Here is a 21,161-nt window from a genome sequence, read left to right on the forward strand (position 1 = left end):
TATATAATACTAAAGGGTGAATGTATTGTTGAATAAAGAAAAAGGTATGGTTTTTATTGGAGGGGCTGGAAGATCTGGCACTACACTTTTAAGAGTAATGTTAAATGCACACCCAGAAATGTGTTCTGGCCCTGAATTTAAACTCTTACCTAATCTCATAAATGGATACAAACAATTAGGACGAATGGTAGATATTAGAAAGTCATATTATTTAGATGATTCTAAATTAAATGAGTCTTATAGAGCTTTGATTAATACCTTCTTTGAAAATTTTCTTGAACAGAACAATGCATCGAGAGTTGTTGAAAAAACACCACATAATGTTTTAATTATGCAAGAACTTGCTAATATCTTACCTGATTCAAAATTTATTCATATAGTTAGGGATGGAAGAGATGTTGTATCATCTTTGATTGATATGGAATGGAAAGATAGTAGTGGAGAAACAATTTGGTATGTGAAAAATGTTGAAAATGCTACGAAGTATTGGGTTCAAGTTGTAGAACAAGGGTTAAAAAGTGCAGAGTCATCTATACTAAAAGATAGAATTAAATTAATTAAATATGAAGATTTAATATTAAATCCTCAAAATACAATGGAGGATATCCTAAAGTTTTTAGGTGAGCGGTGGGATGACCGCGTTATGGAACATGAAACACAAAATTTATATAGTGAACCTGTTGAATCTAGTACTTCACAAGTGTCACAAAAAAGGTATACAAAAGCAATTGGGAAATGGCAGGAAAAACTTGATGAAAAAGAAAAGGAAATATTTTATAAACAGGCAGGACATTTATTAAAAACCTTAGGTTATGAATAATTTTGGATGTTAATAGTATTTTGAATCAAGTTATTTTTGTTGAATTTTAGTGTTGCAAAGTTGAGGTTTTATTTTTACATAATTAATTAAACATCTCCACCAATATGCCGATATAACCAATAGAGCATAGGGAAGGAGTTGTTTTTGATGAAGGTTGATCAAGTTTTATCAAACCCTCAACTCCTGCAGCGGTCGGGGACATCGGAGGCTTTATCACAATTAGACAAAACGAAACCGAAATTGCAGGCGATGAATGATGAGGCGAGTTTAAAGCGTGATGGTTCGGGTGAGGACATGACGCGGGATCGCGCCGAGGAATTAGTCGAGGGCATGAATGAATTTCTTGAACCGGCTGAGACGTCGATTCGCTACGAGATGCATGATAAGTTAGATCGGAATTATATTTCAATTGTGGACAAGGAAACAGATGAGGTCGTTAAAGAAATTCCGCCAGAAAAGATGCTAGATGTTTATGCAGCGATGGCTGAATTTATGGGTTTTATAGTTGATGAACGAATTTAAGGTAGGTGAGTCAAGATGGTATCAAACAATATGGATAATTCGATGCGCATGACTGGTTTTGCGACTGGGATGGATGTCGAAAGTATGGTTAATCAGTTGATGGAAGCTGAGAGACAGCCACTCAAACGGATGGAACAAGATCAGAAATGGCTTGAATTACAGCGAGATGCATATCGTGAAGCGAATACGAAGCTATCTGAATTAGACGGTGAAATTTCGAATATGCAGCACTCATCGACGTATTTATCGAAATCAACAACATCGTCTGATGAAGGGTCGGTGACAGCGACGGCTTCGAACGATGCAGGTACAGGAAATTATTCGATTGAAGTAAATCAGTTGGCAACTGCGGCAGTAAATTCAGGAGCGAAGGATACTTTTACTAATGATTTTGATCCACTAGAAGCGTTAAGTGATCAAATTGATTTTACCGATCTGAACGGTGAAAATTATGAGACTCAAACGGTCGATTTCTCGTACCATAATGCTGAAGGTGAGCAACCTGCTTCATTCGATGTAGAAGAAGGTGATTCACTCAGTGATGTTTTTTCAAAAATATCAGATGCAACAAACGGTGATGTGAGAGCATTTTACGATTCTGGAGATAACCGTGTCATTATGGAGCGAACTGAAGCTGGGGATTTTAATGACGGTGGAAATGAAATGGATTTAAGTGCAGGGTTCTTCGGTAATGTGCTTGGTATTGATAATGCCCAAGAAACACGTGGTGACAAAGCTGAATTCAACTATAACGGAATTACTATGCAGTCCAATAATAACAGTTATGAACTTAATGGTGTGAACTTTGAATTTCAATCAAAAACAGATGGACCAACCAACGTCACAGTTGGAAACGATGTCGACGCTGCGATGGAACAAATCACGGGTTTCATTGATAAGTATAATGAAACAATTGATTACATGAACGGGAAAACGAATGAAGAAAAAAATCGTGACTATCCCCCGTTAACTGAAAGACAAACGGAAGAAATGACTGAGCGTGAAATAGAATTATGGCAAGAGAAATCGCAAAGTGGTATGTTACGTAGCGATTCAACGATTGAGATGGGTGTTAGCTCGATGCGTTCGTCATGGTATGAATCCGTTGAGGGCACAGGGAATGAAGACATTAAGAGTGTCTTAGATGTTGGTATTACAACTTCTTCCAATTGGCGCGATAATGGTAAATTGGAAGTGGATGAAGCTAAATTAAGAGAGAAGCTTCAAGAGGACCCTGAAGCTGTGATGAACTTATTTCATAACAGTTCGGAAGGTAAGGAACGTGGCATTACACAACGCGTAGAGGATTCTCTTGATTCAATGATGAATCAAATTACTGACCGAGCAGGAAACGAGTTTCAACAGCTGCAGCAGTATACACTAGGGCGAGAAATGGCGGATATGTCTGAGCGAATGACTGACTTTGAGCGACGTATGCAACAAGCTGAACAGCGATATTGGGACCAGTTCACTCGCATGGAACAAGCTGTTCAGCAAGCGAACGCTCAATCGTCTCAATTGCAACAACAGTTAGGCGGAATGATGTAATAAGAGGGGTGAGGCTACATGTCTTATAATCAAGCATTTCAAGCGTATCAACAGAATTCAGTCGCCACCGCTTCACCAGGGGAATTGACGTTGCAACTTTATAATGGTTGCTTGAAGTTTATTAAACTGGGTCGCGAAGCAATGGAAAATAAAGAGATTAAGGCTAAAAATGAAAACCTACAAAAGGCGCAAAACATTATTACAGAATTTATGCTGACGTTAAATCCGGAGTATGAGATTTCTGGACAACTCATGCCACTGTATGATTACATTAATTACTTATTGCGTCAGGCGAATATTAATGATGATGTGGCGCAGTTGGATGAAGCAGATCAAATGGTGCGCGAGTTGCGTGACACTTGGAAAGAAGTAGTCAAAATTGATCGTCAGAATAAATATGCGTCAGGAGCCCAAGCTTAATGTCAACTATTAAAGCATTGTACACTTTGACGAAACAGATGAATGACCGTTTTGAGAAAGCTGATGAGATCGACCGTGAAGAGTTGATTAATGAATTTAATCAGTTTGTTGAAAAACGTGGTCAACTCATCGATCAACTTGATGGGGAATATTCGGATGAAGAGCGTGAATTAGCACAAGAATTGTTGACATTGGATGAGGCTTTGCGTCAAAAGGCCGATCAATATATGAATTCATTTCAACAGGATATAGGCAAATTTAAAAAACAACAAGCAGGTAACAAAAAATATATAAATCCGTATCAAAATTTACGCGGCAATGATGGTGGGTTTATTGATACACGGAACTAATAGATGAAAGGATAAATGAAATCCTTTCATCTTTTTTATACTTAAAGCCTTGTCATGAAGCCTTTCGTCGAAATGTCGACAAAATATTCTAAATTTTTCGGAGGTTTAAGCAGGAGTTCTTTGGGGTATTGTTGAATGTAACCTACATAGACGAAAGGAGGACTTGTATATGATTTACAACGTAAGAGGCGAAAACATCGAGGTTACAGATCCCATCCGCGAATATGTGGAAAAGAAGATTTCGAAGTTAGAGCGTTATTTTGATACGCCGCCATCTTCTGATGTACATGTGAACTTAAGTGTTTACAATACGGAACAACGTATTGAGGTGACAATTCCGATGCCGAACTTATTGTTACGTGCAGAGGAAGGGCATACGGATATGTATGCAGCAGTTGATTTGGTCGTGGATAAATTAGAACGGCAAATTCGAAAATATAAAACAAAAATTAACCGCAAGTTCCGCCAAGAAGGTGCTCCTAAACACGTGTTTGCTGAATTAGAGAAGGAGGCAATCACGGAACAAATTGAAGAAGCTGAAGATGATTCAATCGATATTGTGAAGAAGAAACAATTTGATTTAAAACCGATGGACGAAGAAGAAGCAGTCCTACAAATGGATATGCTTGGCCACGCGTTTTACGTCTTCGAGAACTCGGAAACAGGCGAAACAAACGTGGTTTACAAACGTAAAGATGGAAAATACGGCTTGATTGAGCCGAACGCATAATTTATAGGAAGAGGCGCTCCGCTTGATGGGGCGCCTTTTTTTGATTGAAGATGAAGTGATTCTGATTATTTATAGGGTGGATTGAGTTTGGCGCAAGAAAATTTAATTTTGATGCAAGAGATTTAAATTTTGAAGCAAGGAAAGCAAAAGTTGGTGCAAGGGTTTTAAAAGTTGACGCAAGACCTGGGAAAATTGATTCAACAACGGTGAGAATTGGTGCAACAACCATTCTCCTCACCGAAATCCAACGCAGTTAAAACTTTTCACAAAAAAGTTTTTCCAATCAATCACGACATTTTCTTCAAAAATTTGTCCAAGTTAATCAAAATTTCACGAAAAACCTCCTCCTAACGCATTTCTCCTTAATTTTTATGGGGCTACCCAACCTCCCAGAACCGTGGTATAACTAAGTTAGCAAGATCATAAAGGGGGAATACGAGATGACTCATCAGTTTAACTGCCTCGAATGTTCTAAGCTTCAAAATCAACTAAATCGTCAAAGTGAAATGATTTCCCAACTCGTTCGCATTGTCGCAACCACGAATGAGCGTGTGATTGCTCTAGAAGAACGTGTAACCTCCCATTCCGATGTTAATGTTTCCTTTCCCAATTATTCTTCATCCCAAGTCAAATAGTCACCTTTATGGTCTTGTCCTTTTGACCAGCTTACCTCACCCGCAAGCTGGTTTCTTTTTATTGCGAGTCAAATCGACAAAAACACCTCTATTCCGTTAGTTGTCATGATTAAAAAGGTAGTGTTATGATTGATAATGGAGTATTGTAAACAAAAGGATACGAGGTGCAACGATATGAAGCAATTACTAACCAAGGTGTTTGGGGATTTGAATGAGAAACAGTTGAAAAAACTCCGAAAAACAGCAGATAAGATTGAAGCGTTAGAATCGAATACGAAATTATTGTCAGATACAGAATTACAGGCAAAAACAACAGAATTTAAAAATCGTTATGAAGCAGGTGAATCGCTGGATGCTTTATTACCTGAAGCTTATGCAGTTGCGCGTGAATCGGCTAATCGCGTGTTAGGCATGCGCCCGTTCTACGTACAATTAATTGGGGCGATTGCGATCCATCATGGTGATATCGCTGAGATGAAAACAGGTGAAGGTAAAACACTAGCGTCAACTATGCCTGCTTATTTAAATGCCATTAGTGGCAAAGGCGTTCATATTATCACTGTGAACGATTACTTGGCGTCACGTGACGCGGAAGATATGGGCGAATTATACAACTGGCTCGGTCTAACAGTTGGTTTAAATACGAATGAGCTTGATAAAGAAGAGAAACGTGAAGCTTATGACGCGGATATTACGTATGGTACGAATAATGAATTCGGTTTCGACTATTTACGTGATAATATGGTGCTTTACAAAGAGCGCCGTGTCCAGCGTGAATTGAACTTTGCGATTGTGGACGAGGTGGACTCGATTCTAGTTGACGAAGCGCGTACACCGTTAATTATTTCAGGTTCACAAAAGAAATCTCAGACTAATTATGTACAAGCTGACGGATTTGTTTCAACGTTAACCCCTGAAGACGATTATACATTTGATGAAAAATCACGTAACGTCCAGTTAACGGAGTCTGGTATTACAAAAGCGGAAAATTACTTTAATATTGAAAACTTGTATGATTTGAATAACGTGTCACTGACGCATCATATTAACCAAGCGTTAAAAGCGCGTGTCGTGATGCAGCGTGATACGGATTATGTGGTTGAAGAAGATCAAGTGGTCATTGTCGACCAATTTACAGGACGTCTCATGAAGGGACGTCGTTATAGTGATGGCCTTCACCAAGCGATCGAAGCGAAAGAAGACTTACAGATCCAAAAAGAAAGCATGACCCTTGCGACCATCACATTCCAGAACTTTTTCCGGATGTACAATAAGTTAGCTGGTATGACGGGTACGGCGAAAACGGAAGAAGAAGAATTCCGTGATATTTATAATATGAATGTTGTTTCGATACCGACCAACGAACCAATCATTCGTGACGACCGTCCAGATTTAATTTATAAATCCATGGATGGCAAGTATAAAGCGATGGTTCAAGATATCAAAGAACGTCACGAAATGGGTCAGCCAATTTTAGTCGGTACGGTTTCTGTGGAGTCATCAGAATTGATTTCTCAGCAACTGAAGAAAGCTGGCGTTAAACACAATGTCTTAAACGCGAAGAACCACTTTAAAGAAGCGGAAATTATTCAAGAAGCAGGTCATAAAGGTGCTGTAACGATTGCGACGAACATGGCTGGTCGTGGTACAGATATCAAACTGGGTGATGGCGTCGTAGAGCTAGGTGGCCTAGCAGTTGTTGGTACAGAACGTCACGAATCACGCCGTATTGATAATCAGTTACGTGGTCGTTCTGGTCGTCAAGGTGACCCAGGTGTATCACAGTTTTATCTTTCCATGGAAGATGAGCTCATGCGTCGTTTCGGTTCAGAGCGTATGCATGCGATGATGGATCGTTTTGGTTTAAACGATGACCAACCAATCGAGAGTAAAATGGTATCCCGTGCTGTTGAATCTGCACAAAAACGGGTTGAAGGTAATAACTTCGATGCGCGTAAGCAAATCCTGTCTTATGACGATGTCTTACGTGAGCAGCGTGATATTATTTACGAACAACGTAATGAAGTGCTCGAATCGGACAACTTGCGTGACATTATTATTGGCATGATTGAATCAACCGTGAAACGTAATGTTGAGGTTTATACGCAAGAAGAAGACGAAGAGAACTGGGACCTTGAAAGTCTCGTTCAATTCTTAGAGGCTAATATTTTAGAGCCTGAAGAAATTTCAGCAGACGATCTAAAAGGCAAAGAGCCAGATGAGATTATTGAAACCATCATGGACGTTGTGAAGAAGAAATATGATGAGCGCGAAGAAGAATTAACAGATGAACAAATGCGCGAATTTGAAAAAGTGATCTTACTGCGTACAGTTGACTCGAAGTGGATGGACCATATCGATCAAATGGATCAGCTCCGCCAAGGTATTCATTTGCGTGCGTATGGTCAAAACAATCCACTGCAAGAATATCAAATGGAAGGCTTCTCGATGTTTGAAGATATGATTGCTTCAATCGAGCAGGAAGTTGCGCGTTATGCAATGAAAGCTCAGATTCGAGAAAACTTACAACGTGAAGAGGTAGCTAAAGACGCAAAAGCTGTCTCTGGTGGCCGTCCTCAAGAAGAACAAAAACGCCAACCGATTGTGAAGAAGAAAGAAGTTGGCCGAAATGAACCTTGCCCATGCGGTAGCGGTAAAAAATATAAGCATTGCCACGGTGCATAATGATGCAAAACCCGTTCTGATCAGTCAGAACGGGTTTTGTTTGTTATTTAGCGCACAAACATAATGTATGGAGTTGGTTATACTATTCATTAGTTAATTGCCGTATTCCGAATTCGACTTTATTCGACAACACACTACTCCTTCTATAAAAATTATGACAATTTGGTTATGAACCTAGCTAAGAGCTGTTATTTCGCGTTTTTAATGGTACAATATGGTTAGCATTAATTATTAGAGGTGACAAAATACGTTATGGATTTAGCAGATATTCGCAATGAATTAAACCAAATGGAAGAGCAACTCGACAATTTCAGGGGGTCTCTTTGACTTTACGAGTTATCGCGATCGAATTGCTGAATTAGAAAACCAAATGACGGATCCGTCTTTTTGGGATGATCCGAGTGCAGCGCAAAAGGTGATTAGTGAAACGAACGGGTTAAAAGAACTTGTTCAAGGTTATGATCACTTAGTTGAAAGTGTTGAGAACCTAGAAGTATCTTATGAACTTGTTAAAGAAGAGCAAGACGAAGAACTATTCGAGGACTTGAAAGAGCAAGTCCAAAAAACGCGTCAAGCAATTGATCAATTTGAACTTAATATCTTATTAAGCGAACAGTATGATCAAAATAATGCGATCATTGAAATTCACCCAGGCGCTGGTGGCACGGAATCACAGGATTGGGCAGAAATGTTACTACGCATGTATACTCGTTATGCAGAACGCAAAGGCTTTAAAGTGGACACGCTCGATTATTTACCTGGTGATGAAGCAGGTGTGAAAAGTGTCACATTGCAGATTAGTGGGCATAATGCTTACGGTTATTTGAAAGCAGAAAAAGGCGTGCATCGCCTCGTTCGTATTTCGCCGTTTGATTCATCGGGCCGTCGTCATACATCATTTGCGTCCTTGGATGTCATGCCGGAATTTAATGATGAAGTTGAAATTGAAATCAATCAAGATGATTTAAAAACTGATACGTACCGAGCTAGTGGTGCAGGTGGTCAGCACGTCAACACAACTGATTCAGCTGTTCGCATTACCCACTTACCAACCAATATCATCGTGACATCGCAAGCTGAACGGTCACAGATTAAGAACCGTGAACAAGCGATGAAAATGTTGAAATCGAAGTTGTATCAGCGAGAGATTGAACGTCAGCAGCAAGAAATAGATGACATTCGTGGTGAATTGAAGGAAATTGGTTGGGGAAGTCAAATCCGATCTTATGTTTTTCATCCTTATAATATGGTCAAAGATCATCGCACGAATGTTGAAATCGGGAATACTGAAGCTGTGATGAACGGAAATCTTGATCCATTTATTAATGCCTATTTACGCTCGAAAATTGATGGTTAATTTTTGAGCGTTTTGGGAACATATATAGTAAAGCATAAGGAGGGCATAACATGAAAAAATGGTTGTTAATTGGATTTATCAGTTTCATGATGATCTTAGCCGCTTGTGGCGGTGGCGATAACAGTGGATCTGATGGTGGAAGTGAAGAAGGCAATGCAAATGAAACAGCACAAGGTGAAGAACTATTCCAACAAAACTGTGCATCTTGTCACGGTGGTGACTTAACTGGTGGTACAGGCCCAGATTTAACGAATGCAAGTGACAGTTATGATCAAAGCGAAATTGTCACGATCATCACTGAAGGTAAAGGAAGCATGCCTGCACAAGATGTAAGCGAAGATGAAGCTTCACAAATTGCAGACTATGTCCTAAGCCAATAAAGTTTTGAAAGACTGAATCCCTAGCAGTGGTTGTTAGGGATTTTTTATGTCCAAATTTATGAAAAACATAAATAACGATTCAGAAATAACTTCATAAATTACTAGAATGAACCGATATTAAAACTAATCACCTTTCGAGCAAATTGGCGTTTTTCATCCAATGATAACCAGTATTTTTACAAAAGATATCGCAATTGAAAAGAAAATGTAATATTATATCCGCAGATAATTCGACTTAAACATGTTATAATATTTTATAAATCGTGAAATTAGATAGGTTTACCAATCAGACACTGATCGATTCAGTCATTTGGTAATCGTTTATTCAATAGAAAAATTATTAGAGTTGCTTATTAAGGCAACGGGGGGAACATGGTGAAATAGTATGATTGAAATGGAGAATGTACATAAAGTTTACGATAATGGCGTAACAGCTTTAAGTGGTGTTACGACCAAGATTGAAGACGGTGAGTTTGTTTACGTTGTTGGCCAAAGTGGTGCTGGTAAGTCGTCATTTATTAAATTAATGTACCATGAAGAAGTGCCATCGGACGGAAAAGTTCAAATAAATCATGTCGATATAGGCAGCATCAAAAAGCGACAGGTTCCATATTTACGTCGAAGTATTGGCGTTATCTATCAAGACTTTAAACTTTTACCCAAGATGACAGCTTATGAAAATGTTGCTTTCGCGCTTGAAGTGATTGAAGAGAATCCACGTAAGATTCGTCGTCGCGTGATGGAAGTTTTAGATAAAGTTGGGTTAAAGCATAAAGCTCGATTTATTCCAGCGCAATTGTCAGGTGGTGAACAGCAGCGTGTCGCGATCGCGAGAGCCATTGTAAACAATCCTAAAGTTGTAATCGCGGACGAGCCGACTGGTAACTTAGACCCAGATACATCATGGGAGATTATGCGTATTTTTGAAGAAGTCAACGACACAGGTACAACGGTCATTATGGCAACGCACAGCCGTGAGATTGTGAATACAATCCGTAAACGTGTGATTGCGATGGAAAATGGACAAGTTGTCAGAGATGAGCATCGAGGAGAATACGGCTATGAAGATTAGTACATTGAGAAGACACGTAAGAGAAGGAGCAAAGAATTTAATACGAAATAGTTGGATGACGGTTGCAGCTGTTGGCGCCGTAACAACGACATTAGTGTTAGTCGCAGCCTTTTTGATTTTAATTCTAAACTTAAACCAAGTAGCTGAAAACATTGAATCTGACGCTGAAATTCGAGCGTTTTTAGAGTTGAATACAAATGATGAAGAAGTTGAATCAATTGGTAATGAAATCGAAGGAATCTCTCAAGTTACAAGTTATGAATTCTCTTCTAAAGAAGAAGAGTTAGAAAACTTAATTGATGATCTCGGCGAAGAGGGTGAATCTTGGGAACTCTTTGAACAGGATAATCCACTCAATCACGTTTTTGTGATTCAAACAGAAGATGCTGAAGATCTATCACCAGTCGCAGATCAAATCGGACAAATTGATAAAGTAGAAAGTGTTGAATATGGTAGTGCAACGGTTGATCGTTTACTACAGTTCAATCAATATGCTCGTTATATAGGGATAGGCTTCATTGCTGCTTTATTATTAACGGCGATATTCCTTATTTCGAATACGATTAAGATGACAATCAATGCACGTAGTGAAGAGATTGGTATTATGCGTTTAGTAGGCGCAAAAAATAGTTTTATTCGTGGTCCGTTCTTCGTTGAAGGATTATTAACGGGTGTGATCGGATCTATTATTCCAGTTACAGCTGTTTTAGTAGGTTATCATTTCCTATATGTCAATCTGAATGACCGCTTAAACTTTGAATTTATTGAATTGCTACCATGGAATCCATTTGCATGGCAGTTATCATTAATGTTACTTGGAATTGGTGCTTTTATCGGCATTTGGGGAAGTGTCATGAGTGTTCGTAAATTCTTACGGATCTAATAACTTATTAATCTATCAATCCAAACAATAAAGAAGGGGAGAAACAATGTTGACGAAAAAGTGGTTGGCTTTTTTAACGTTAACAGTCGTAATTACTGGCGTGATGATTTGGTCAGGAACAACTACGGCTGAAGCAAATGATTCAGTAGAGGAAATTGAAGAAGATTTAAAAGAAGTTGAAGAAAACAAGAAAGAGATTAATAGTGAACTAGAAAATCTACAAAGTCAGTTAGAAGAATTAGAATCTGAGAAGTCTGAAACTGAGGACGAGTTAGCTCAAATCAATAACGAAATCGAGAAAGCTGAACTTGAAATTCGTGAAAAAGAATTAAGTATTGAGCAAACAGAAACTGAAATTCGTCAGTTAGAAACTGAAATTAAGAAACTTGAGAATGAAATTAAAGAATTAGAAGCTGAAATCAAACAATTAGAAGAAGAGATTAAAGCAACGAAGAAACGGATTGAAGAACGCGAGGTTGTCTTAAAGGATCGACTCCGCACATTGCAGAAAAATGGCGGCTCGGTTCGATACATAGAAGTCCTTATGGGGGCTAGTGATTTCGGTGATTTAATTAGTCGGTCATCAGCTGTTAGCAAGGTGATGGATCAAGACCAAAATATCTTGGACGAGCATTTTGCTGATAAGAAGAAGCTAGAAGAAACCATGACAGAAGTCGAAGAATCAAAAGCACAGGTCGAAGAAAACAAAAAGACTGTTGAACAAAATAAGCAAGAAATGGAATCAAAACGTGCAACACTTGTTAAGCAAAAAGACGATCTAGATCAACTAGTGGCGAACTTGGATGAACGTAAAGAAGAACAAGAAGTCATTTTAGCTAACTTGGAAGAAGAGCAGGAAAAAATGCACAATCATAAAATGTCACTAGCTGAAGAGCAAGAAGTACTAAGTAATCGTGAAGCAGCATTGGCTCAAGCGAAAGAAGAAGCCAAAGAACGAAAGAGACAACGTGAACGTGAACGTCAACGTGAGGCTGAGCAGAATTCTGGAAACTCAGGGAATTCAAGTGCTTCAAGTAATTCAGGTGGTGGAGCTCCACCAGCAGATACTGGCAGTAAATTCATGCGCCCATTGAACGGTTACTTAACAGATAGCTTTGGTACTCGTGGCGGCACACATAATGGTATTGATGCTGGTAGCAGTAATAAGACGACTCCAATCTACGCTGCAGCAAGTGGCGTCGTGTATAAATCTTATCGCAGTAGCTCTTACGGAAACGTCGTATTTATTACCCATAATATTGACGGTGTCACATATGATACGGTTTATGCTCATATGTCTAGAGTTCATGTAAGTACGGGCCAAACGGTTGAGCGTGGCCAACAAATTGGAAATATGGGCTCGACGGGTCGTTCAACTGGACCACATTTACACTTTGAATTGCATCGTGGTAGTTGGAATTCTGGGAAAACGAATGCAATCGATCCGCTTCGATACTTTGGTTTTTAAAGATAGCGACTATACACACAATATCTATTAAGACACTTTTTAATTTTAAAAGCATCGCACCTTATGTGTGATGCTTTTATGTTATAATGAAATAATAGTCCGTCGATACTGACGATGGCCGTGATTTTAGTGATCGATTTAACGAAAAGTGGTGAAAGAATTGAACATAAGTCGAAAGTTTTTAATCCTAGTAATCTTGGCAGCCTTTTTGGTCGGGGGCGCTATTTCGGCAACAGTTGTTTCGGTTGTAGCTGATGGTGAATCAACTGAAGAGAAAAGCGCTTCGAATGAAGAGGGTCAATCATCTAACGGTGAATCCGATGAAGCACAGTCGTCGGAATCGGATAACAACCAGTCAGAGCAAAATGGTGATACGCCACAAGAATTATCGCAAATTGATAATTTAGTCCAATCAATCGAAGAATATTACCTCAAAGATGTTGATGAGGAAACCCTGTATGAGGGAGCGCTTCAAGGGGTTGTGAGCGCCTTAGATGACCCGTTTAGTCAGTATATGAACGAAGACATGACGGAACAGTTTAATCAATCGCTCGAATCTTCATTTGAGGGTATTGGTGCAGAGGTGACTCAACGTGATGGTTATATTACAGTTGTTTCGCCAATCGCCGACTCACCTGCAGAAGAAGCTGGGTTAAGACCCAATGATCGGATTTTAGCTGTAGATGGTGAATCAGTTGAAGATCAATCGGTTAATGAAGCTGTTCAAATTATTCGCGGCGAAAAAGGGACCGATGTTGTATTAACGATTCAGCGTCCTGGTGAAGAAGAGACGTTTGATGTTACAATCACTCGTGATGAAATTCCATTAGAAACAGTTACCTCAAGTGTTCAAGAATATGAGGGCAATACTGTTGGCGTTTTAGAAATCACGTCATTCGGTGAAGGAACAGCAAAAGAATTTGAAGAAGAATTAACATACTTAGAAGAAGACGAGAACATTGATGGATTAGTCTTAGATGTAAGAGGGAATCCAGGCGGTTTATTTAATGCGGTTCAACAAATGTTATCGCATTTCATGACAGATGAGAATCCGTTTGTTTATACAAAACGTCATGATAGTGAACGAGATCCTTATTACGTTGACGGTGGCGAGAAGAAAGATTATCCAATCTCAGTTGTGATTAATCGGGGTAGTGCGAGTGCTTCTGAAATTCTAGCAGCAGCATTAAATGAAGTGAACGGTTACGAATTAATCGGTGAAACAACCTTTGGTAAAGGGACAGTCCAACAAACGATGCCGTTAGGTGATGGTATGCTGAAGCTAACGGTTTATGATTGGATCACACCAGATGGTAATCGTATTCAAGATCAAGGTGTTGACCCAACGATTGAACAACGTCAACCAGAATATTTCTATTCTACTTTAATTCAATCAGACGATACGCTTGAGTATGACATGACTGGTGATGGGGTCGAGAAACTTCAACAGATGCTTGATGGTTTAGGTTATGAGGTTTCTCGGACAGATGGTTATTTCGACCGTAGTACCGAATCAGCTGTAGAGAACTTCCAAGAGGAAAACAGTTTAGATGTCACGGGAGCTCTTAATGATGAAACAGAGCGCATACTCGAAGAACAAATCTTAGATGCCGTCTCAAATCCTGAAAATGATGTTCAGTTGCAACGTGCGATTGAAGCATTATATGAGTAAAAGTTAAAGATGACTCCAGAGTGGGTCATCTTTTTTACCTAGATGAGTTAGGGCAATCAGGCTGTTTAAGATGATCAAGCAGGAATTCTCATTAAGATAACGAAAAATAAACGTGATTAAGATGTCGTATAAGGGGGGATTTAGATGTGGCAAACATGGTTAACTGAAATTGGACTAGGCATAGCTTGGTTTTTTGCACAACCACTACTTTATATCGCAATTGTGTTGTCATTTTTATTAGGAAATTTACGGATTAAACGTGATCGCCGGCAGTTTGGACATCGAATTTTTCCACTGCATGCTGAATGGCGTGGAACGTGGTTGATCGGACTTGGAATAGGTTTGTTGGTGTCAATTGGACTCGTTTTAATTGGCGTTGTTGTGACGTGGGAGTGGCTATTATTGTTAACGATTGTCACACTTGTGATGATGTTAACGGGACAATTAGCTCTATTATCCCCTGCATATACGCTCGGTGTAACAATCGTAACGGTATGGTTGTTAGAACAATTTGATGTGGTCGTCTGGAACGAATCGATTAGCGAAGGCTTATATCAAGTGCCCTTAGATGCAATGGTTTACGTTTTACTAGCATTATTATTGGCCGAAGTGATTTTAGTCATGACGACAAAACGGGCGTTAACTTTTCCGCAATTACAGTCAGGTGACCGAGGAAAAAATGTTATAGCCCATCGAGCGAGTCGGTTAATGCTAGTTCCGTTACTATTTCCGCTACCAGGTGGGACATTAGTATTGAGTGACGCATTTGCCTGGTGGCCGATGTTTGCGATGGATTCAGTCAATATCCAGTTCGTGCTGTTTCCATATATCATTGGATTTTCTCAAATGTTCCGCGGTGTGTTCAGTGAACAGGGTGCTAAGCGAATTGGTTTGAGTGTGTTATTATTAACGATTCTATTAGCTGGTGTGTTCGTTCCACTGATGTCAGTTCCGTATGTACTGATTTCAGTCGTCGGCTTTGCTGTTGTGGCACGTGCTTTCATCAGTCTAATGATTCGCTTCTTTGACCGCGAACGTCGCCCAATCTTTCGTCCTGAACCAGATGGCATTACGATTGCTGGTATTATACCAGGGTCACCAGCAGATGAATTAGATGTGTTCGTTGGTGAAAAAATCGAACGCGTACATGATGTGCCCGTGCAGAATGAACATGAATTTTACGATGTCATGAGTGAAAATCGTTCCTATTGCAAATTGAATGTTCAAGACCTTAACGGTGAAACGAAATTCGTCCAACGCCCTATTCATGAAGGTGAAGACCATCAACTTGGCTTTATCTTTGTAAAAGAACGTCCAAGATTCACACTACAAGCGACAGAAACATTAACAATGGAATAGCTAGGTGAATCTCATTTTGCTTAAGCAGAATGAGATTTTCTTTTATTATTGGACAAAACCCATGTACAATCATATTCTTTGCAATCAATCCAATGACAAAATATGCTTATGATATGACTGTGTTTTCCGGGCATCTATACAAACGGGTGTTCGTCTATGTTATACTGGAAATGATTATAGAAATTGAGTGTTTGGTGCAACTATAACGAAATTTGGTGCAAGCAGACATGATTTTGAATCAAGACTATCAAAATCTGAAGCAAGCTATTTAAAAATTGATGCAACACCAATGCTCTTTGACGCAAGCAATCAAGATTTTGACGCAATGTGCACAAAAACTAATGGAACAACAATAAATAATCATGCAATATGTAAATAGAAACTTTTCTTAAACTGGAGTTGATGATGTGGCGGAAGCATTTCAATTAGAGTCGCAATTTGAACCTCAAGGTGATCAGCCGCAAGCGATTAAGGAGCTTGTGAATGGTGTGCGTGAAGGTAAGCAACACCAAACATTACTCGGTGCTACAGGGACAGGTAAAACGTTTACTGTATCCAATGTGGTTACAGAAATCAATCGGCCAACCATCGTCATTGCGCACAATAAGACGCTTGCTGGTCAATTATATAGTGAATTTAAAGAGTTTTTCCCTAATAATGCTGTCGAGTATTTTGTCAGTTATTATGACTACTATCAGCCTGAAGCTTATGTGCCGCATTCCGATACATATATTGAAAAGGATGCGAGCATTAATGACGAAATTGATAAGTTAAGACACTCGGCGACATCAGCTTTATTTGAACGGAATGACGTCTTGATCGTGGCGAGTGTGTCGTGTATCTATGGTTTAGGTTCGCCAACGGAATACCGCGAGCTTGTCTTATCTTTACGGACAGGGATGGAAAAAGAGCGTGATCAAGTATTACGTGAATTGGTTGATATCCAGTATGCGCGTAATGATATTGACTTTCAGCGTGGGACATTTCGGGTTAGAGGCGATTCAGTCGAGATTATCCCAGCATCAAGGGAAGAGCATTGTATCCGAATCGAATTTTTCGGTGATGAAATTGATCGAATTCGTGAAGTGGATGCGTTAACAGGTGAAATTCTCGGCGATCGTGATCATGTTGCAATCTTCCCAGCATCACACTTCGTCACACGTGAAGAAAAGATGAAAAAAGCAATTAAAAATATTGAACAGGAACTTCAAGAACAGCTAGCGCATTTCAAAGCGAATGATCAATTACTTGAAGCGCAGCGTCTAGAGCAACGCACGAATTATGACTTGGAAATGATGCGCGAAATGGGATTCTGCTCAGGGATTGAAAACTATTCACGTCATTTATCGTTCCGTGAACCTGGCTCGACTCCTTATACATTACTCGATTATTTTCCAGATGATTCACTGATCGTGGTGGACGAGTCTCATGTTACATTACCGCAAGTTCGTGGGATGTTTAATGGTGACCAAGCGCGTAAGCAGACGCTAGTCGATCATGGCTTCCGTTTGCCGTCTGCGATGGACAACCGTCCGTTAACGTTTCAAGAGTTTGAAAAGCATATTAATTACGGCATTTATGTTTCGGCGACACCTGGGCCTTATGAACGTGAACATTCACCACAAATGGTTGAACAAATTATTCGTCCGACAGGCTTGCTTGATCCGGAAATTGAGGTTCGTCCGATTAAAGGGCAGATTGATGACCTCATCGGAGAAATTAATAAACGGTCTGAGCGAGATGAGCGTGTCTTAGTAACGACACTAACCATCAAAATGTCTGAGGATTTAACGAACTATCTTCAGGAAATGGGGATAAAAGTCGCTTACTTACATTCTGAGATTAAAACGCTGGAGCGAATTGAGATTATTCGTGATCTCAGGCTAGGGAAATATGACGTCTTAGTCGGCATTAACTTGTTACGTGAAGGACTCGATATACCAGAAGTGTCACTGGTCGCGATTTTAGATGCGGATAAAGAAGGCTTCCTACGTTCCGAACGGTCGCTTATTCAGACGACGGGGCGCGCAGCGCGTAATGCGGAAGGTCGCGTGATTATGTATGCGGATAAAAGGACGGACTCCATGCAAGTGGCGATCGATGAAACGTATCGTCGTCGTGAAAAACAGATCGCTTATAATGAGGAACACGACATTACACCAACGACAATCAAGAAAGAAATCCGTGATGTGATTAAGGCGACGTATGATAGTGAAGATGAAGGTGAAAGCACGAGCGTTGCTGAACAGTATAAGAATTTATCGAAAGACGAAAAAGCCGAAATGATCGATCAGCTTGAAACGGAAATGAAGCAAGCAGCTAAAGATCTTGATTTCGAGCGTGCGATGGAATTACGTGATGCCATGCTTGAGTTAAAAGCGGAAGGGTGAACGAAATGAAATCTATTACGGTAAAAGGCGCTAGAGCACACAATTTAAAAGACATTGACGTAACCATTCCGAAAAATCAATTTATCGTCATGACTGGCTTGTCTGGTTCAGGTAAGTCATCTTTGGCGTTTGATACGATTTATGCGGAAGGGCAGCGACGTTATGTGGAGTCGTTGTCAGCCTATGCTCGACAATTCTTAGGGCAAATGGATAAACCAGATGTCGATGCGATTGAAGGGTTATCACCAGCCATTTCGATCGATCAAAAAACGACAAGTCATAACCCGCGTTCGACCGTCGGAACGGTTACGGAGATTTATGACTACTTACGTTTATTGTTCGCGCGTGTGGGGCAGCCGATCTGTCCAATTCACGGCATAGAGATTTCGGCGCAAACGGTTGAACAGATGGTCGATCAAGTCATGCAACTTGAAGAACGCACGAAAATGCAAGTGTTGGCACCCGTCGTTTCAGACCGAAAAGGTGAACACAAGCGCTTGATGGAAAACTTGAAAAAAGAAGGCTATGTTCGCCTACGTGTTGACGGTGAGATGCGCGAGATTTCCGAGGAAATAGAACTTGAAAAGAATAAAAAACATACGATTGAAGTCGTTGTCGACCGGATTGTCATAAAGGAAGGCATTGAAGGTCGTTTGAGTGATTCGATTGAAACAGCACTGTCGATCAGTGAAGGACAAGTCATCATGGATTTAATCGATGGGGAAGATCTATTGTTTAATGAAAATCATGCTTGTCCAGAATGTGGTTTTACGATTACCGAACTAGAGCCACGCCTATTTTCATTTAATAATCCGTTGGGCGCTTGTAAAACTTGTGATGGCATCGGCCAAAAACTCGAAGTCGATTTAGAGCTAGTCATTCCAGATTGGGATTTATCACTTAGTCAGCATGCGATTGCCCCGTGGCAACCGATTTCAACGCAATACTATCCGCAACTCTTGCAATCTGTTTGCGAGCACTATGGCATCGATATGAATGCCCCGGTTAAAGACTTACCAGAAGAGCAACTGGAAAAAGTTTTGAACGGCAGTGGCGATGAGAAGATTTATTTCCGATATGAAAACGAGCGCGGACAAGTGCGGGAGAATTGGATTTTCTTTGAAGGTGTTTTAAATAATGTTGCGCGTCGTTATAAAGAATCGAGTTCGAGCTTTATTCGTGAACAAATGGAGAAATATATGGCACAATCGCCGTGTCCGACGTGTAATGGTTATCGTTTAAACGAAGAAGCACTTGCTGTTAAGCTTTCTCAGAATCACATCGGTCAAGTAACGGAATTAAGTGTGACGCAAAGTTTAGCATGGGTGAAAGATTTATCATTAAGTGAAAAGGACCGAAAAATTGCCGACATGATCGTGCGTGAGATTCAAGATCGCTTGTCGTTCTTGATTAATGTCGGTTTAGAGTACTTAAATCTTTCCCGTTCAGCTGGCACATTATCAGGTGGTGAAGCTCAGCGTATTCGGTTGGCGACACAAATTGGATCGGCTTTAAACGGCGTCCTTTATGTGCTAGATGAGCCATCGATTGGGTTGCATCAACGTGATAATGATCGCTTGATCGAAACGCTGAAACAGATGCGCGACCTTGATAATACATTAATTGTCGTCGAACACGATGAAGATACGATGTTATCAGCCGATTATTTAATTGATGTCGGACCAGGTGCGGGCGCGCAAGGTGGCGAGATCGTCGCGAGCGGCACGCCTCAAGAAGTGATGGATCAGCCTGAATCGCTTACAGGTCAGTATTTAAGCGGGAAAGAGTTCATTCCATTACCTAGTGAACGTCGACCGATTGATTCAGACCGTCAGCTAACGATTCGTGAAGCAACGGAAAATAATCTTAAAACGATTGATGCGTCGATTCCGCTTGGTTTGATGACCGTGGTAACAGGTGTTTCAGGTTCAGGTAAGAGTACGTTAATTAATGATATTTTATATAAAACATTATCGAAAACGCTCCACCGTGGTAAAACAAAACCTGGCGTTCATAAAGCGATCGATGGACTGGATCATTTAGAGAAAGTGATCGATATTGATCAGTCGCCTATAGGTCGGACACCACGTTCGAACCCAGCGACGTATATTGGCGTGTTTGATGATATTCGTGACGTGTTCGCGCAAACAAGTGAAGCCAAAATGCGTGGCTACAAGAAAGGTCGCTTCAGTTTTAACGTCAAAGGTGGCCGTTGTGAAGCTTGTAAAGGTGACGGGATTATAAAGATCGAAATGCACTTTTTACCAGATGTGTATGTGCCTTGTGAAGTTTGTCATGGAAAACGCTATAATCGTGAGACGCTAGAAGTGAAATATAAAGGCAAAAATATTGCTGACGTACTCGAAATGCGCGTTGAAGAAGCACTTGAATTCTTTGAAAATATCCCGAAAATCAAACGTAAATTACAAACGATTTATGATGTGGGGCTTGGTTATGTGAAGCTTGGTCAACAAGCGACGACGTTATCAGGTGGTGAGGCGCAACGTGTGAAGCTAGCCAGCGAATTACACCGCCGAACGAATGGTAAGTCGCTCTATATTTTAGATGAACCAACGACTGGTTTGCATACCGATGATATTAGACGATTACTGATGGTTTTACAACGCCTCGTTGAAAATGGTGATAGCGTGATTATTATTGAACATGATTTAAACGTAATTAAAACAGCGGATCATATCATCGACTTAGGCCCAGAAGGCGGCGATGGCGGTGGTGAGATTATTGCCACTGGAACTCCAGAAGAAGTCGCTGAAATCGAGGCATCACACACAGGTCGCTATTTAAAAACAGTACTAGAACGCGACCGTGAATTAACTAAAGAACAGTTAACGACATAAGGGAGGCTAACT

The 21,161-nt window shown here is 40.2% G+C and carries 18 protein-coding genes; 17 read left to right on the forward strand and 1 reads right to left on the reverse strand.

Annotation, left to right across the window (positions count from 1 at the left end):
- Nucleotides 1-28 precede the first annotated feature (28 nt).
- The 6 genes from FHR85_RS09275 to hpf all read left to right on the forward strand — a co-directional run bounded on the left by FHR85_RS09275 (nucleotide 29) and on the right by hpf (nucleotide 4,390).
- Nucleotides 29-820 (forward strand): sulfotransferase family protein, encoded by a 792-nt coding sequence (locus tag FHR85_RS09275; protein WP_167262608.1) that lies wholly within the window; start codon nucleotides 29-31, stop codon nucleotides 818-820.
- Nucleotides 821-967: 147 nt separating this feature from the next.
- Nucleotides 968-1,342 carry a flagellar protein FlaG gene (gene flaG, locus FHR85_RS09280; protein WP_167262609.1) on the forward strand — a complete coding sequence of 125 codons (375 nt, stop codon included), beginning with the start codon at nucleotides 968-970 and terminating at the stop codon, nucleotides 1,340-1,342.
- A gap of 15 nt (nucleotides 1,343-1,357) precedes the next feature.
- Nucleotides 1,358-2,890: a flagellar hook-associated protein 2 gene (locus tag FHR85_RS09285; RefSeq protein ID WP_167262610.1), complete on the forward strand. Its 1,533-nt coding sequence runs from the start codon at nucleotides 1,358-1,360 to the stop codon at nucleotides 2,888-2,890.
- Nucleotides 2,891-2,908: 18 nt separating this feature from the next.
- Nucleotides 2,909-3,310: a flagellar export chaperone FliS gene (fliS, locus tag FHR85_RS09290; protein WP_167262611.1), complete on the forward strand. Its 402-nt coding sequence runs from the start codon at nucleotides 2,909-2,911 to the stop codon at nucleotides 3,308-3,310.
- On the forward strand, nucleotides 3,310-3,660 hold the full coding sequence (locus FHR85_RS09295; protein ID WP_167262612.1) for a flagellar protein FliT: 351 nt from the start codon (nucleotides 3,310-3,312) through the stop codon (nucleotides 3,658-3,660). Before fliS ends, FHR85_RS09295 begins: the two co-directional genes overlap by 1 nt.
- Nucleotides 3,661-3,829: 169 nt before the next feature.
- A complete protein-coding gene (gene hpf / locus FHR85_RS09300; RefSeq protein WP_167262613.1) occupies nucleotides 3,830-4,390 on the forward strand; it encodes a ribosome hibernation-promoting factor, HPF/YfiA family in 561 nt (186 codons plus the stop codon).
- A gap of 1 nt (nucleotide 4,391) precedes the next feature.
- Here hpf and FHR85_RS09305 read toward each other — a convergent pair whose 3' ends face one another.
- Nucleotides 4,392-4,619, reverse strand: a complete 228-nt coding sequence (locus FHR85_RS09305) for a hypothetical protein (protein WP_167262614.1) — start codon at nucleotides 4,617-4,619, stop codon at nucleotides 4,392-4,394.
- Nucleotides 4,620-4,830: 211 nt separating this feature from the next.
- Between FHR85_RS09305 and FHR85_RS09310 the strand changes: the two genes are divergently transcribed.
- The 11 genes from FHR85_RS09310 to uvrA all read left to right on the forward strand — a co-directional run bounded on the left by FHR85_RS09310 (nucleotide 4,831) and on the right by uvrA (nucleotide 21,149).
- A complete protein-coding gene (locus tag FHR85_RS09310) occupies nucleotides 4,831-5,025 on the forward strand; it encodes a hypothetical protein (protein WP_167262615.1) in 195 nt (64 codons plus the stop codon).
- 174 nt (nucleotides 5,026-5,199) lie between these two features.
- On the forward strand, nucleotides 5,200-7,710 hold the full coding sequence (gene secA / locus FHR85_RS09315; protein ID WP_167262616.1) for a preprotein translocase subunit SecA: 2,511 nt from the start codon (nucleotides 5,200-5,202) through the stop codon (nucleotides 7,708-7,710).
- Between the two features lie 252 nt (nucleotides 7,711-7,962).
- A protein-coding gene (prfB, locus tag FHR85_RS09320) for a peptide chain release factor 2 (RefSeq protein ID WP_167262617.1) occupies nucleotides 7,963-9,067 on the forward strand; the annotation gives its coding sequence in 2 pieces (ribosomal slippage) (nucleotides 7,963-8,034 and nucleotides 8,036-9,067; 1,104 coding nt in all).
- A 50-nt stretch (nucleotides 9,068-9,117) separates the two neighbouring features.
- Nucleotides 9,118-9,447 carry a c-type cytochrome gene (locus FHR85_RS09325; protein WP_167262618.1) on the forward strand — a complete coding sequence of 110 codons (330 nt, stop codon included), beginning with the start codon at nucleotides 9,118-9,120 and terminating at the stop codon, nucleotides 9,445-9,447.
- A 385-nt stretch (nucleotides 9,448-9,832) separates the two neighbouring features.
- Nucleotides 9,833-10,519 carry a cell division ATP-binding protein FtsE gene (gene ftsE / locus FHR85_RS09330; RefSeq protein ID WP_167262619.1) on the forward strand — a complete coding sequence of 229 codons (687 nt, stop codon included), beginning with the start codon at nucleotides 9,833-9,835 and terminating at the stop codon, nucleotides 10,517-10,519.
- Nucleotides 10,509-11,402: a permease-like cell division protein FtsX gene (ftsX, locus tag FHR85_RS09335; protein ID WP_167262620.1), complete on the forward strand. Its 894-nt coding sequence runs from the start codon at nucleotides 10,509-10,511 to the stop codon at nucleotides 11,400-11,402. Before ftsE ends, ftsX begins: the two co-directional genes overlap by 11 nt.
- A gap of 46 nt (nucleotides 11,403-11,448) precedes the next feature.
- Complete coding sequence (locus FHR85_RS14505) at nucleotides 11,449-12,870, forward strand: murein hydrolase activator EnvC family protein (protein WP_167262621.1); 1,422 nt, start codon at nucleotides 11,449-11,451, stop codon at nucleotides 12,868-12,870.
- 151 nt (nucleotides 12,871-13,021) lie between these two features.
- Nucleotides 13,022-14,542, forward strand: coding sequence for a S41 family peptidase (locus FHR85_RS09345; protein ID WP_341770953.1), 1,521 nt, complete (start codon nucleotides 13,022-13,024; stop codon nucleotides 14,540-14,542).
- 144 nt (nucleotides 14,543-14,686) lie between these two features.
- On the forward strand, nucleotides 14,687-15,901 hold the full coding sequence (locus FHR85_RS09350) for a PDZ domain-containing protein (protein WP_167262623.1): 1,215 nt from the start codon (nucleotides 14,687-14,689) through the stop codon (nucleotides 15,899-15,901).
- Nucleotides 15,902-16,308: 407 nt separating this feature from the next.
- A complete protein-coding gene (uvrB, locus tag FHR85_RS09355; RefSeq protein WP_167262624.1) occupies nucleotides 16,309-18,291 on the forward strand; it encodes an excinuclease ABC subunit UvrB in 1,983 nt (660 codons plus the stop codon).
- Nucleotides 18,292-18,296: 5 nt separating this feature from the next.
- Nucleotides 18,297-21,149, forward strand: a complete 2,853-nt coding sequence (uvrA, locus tag FHR85_RS09360) for an excinuclease ABC subunit UvrA (RefSeq protein WP_167262625.1) — start codon at nucleotides 18,297-18,299, stop codon at nucleotides 21,147-21,149.
- The last annotated feature ends 12 nt before the right edge of the window (nucleotides 21,150-21,161 follow it).

Origin of the sequence: Alkalibacillus almallahensis (assembly GCF_011761495.1) — a bacterium.
Classification (GTDB): Bacteria; Bacillota; Bacilli; order Bacillales; family Alkalibacillaceae; genus Alkalibacillus; species Alkalibacillus almallahensis.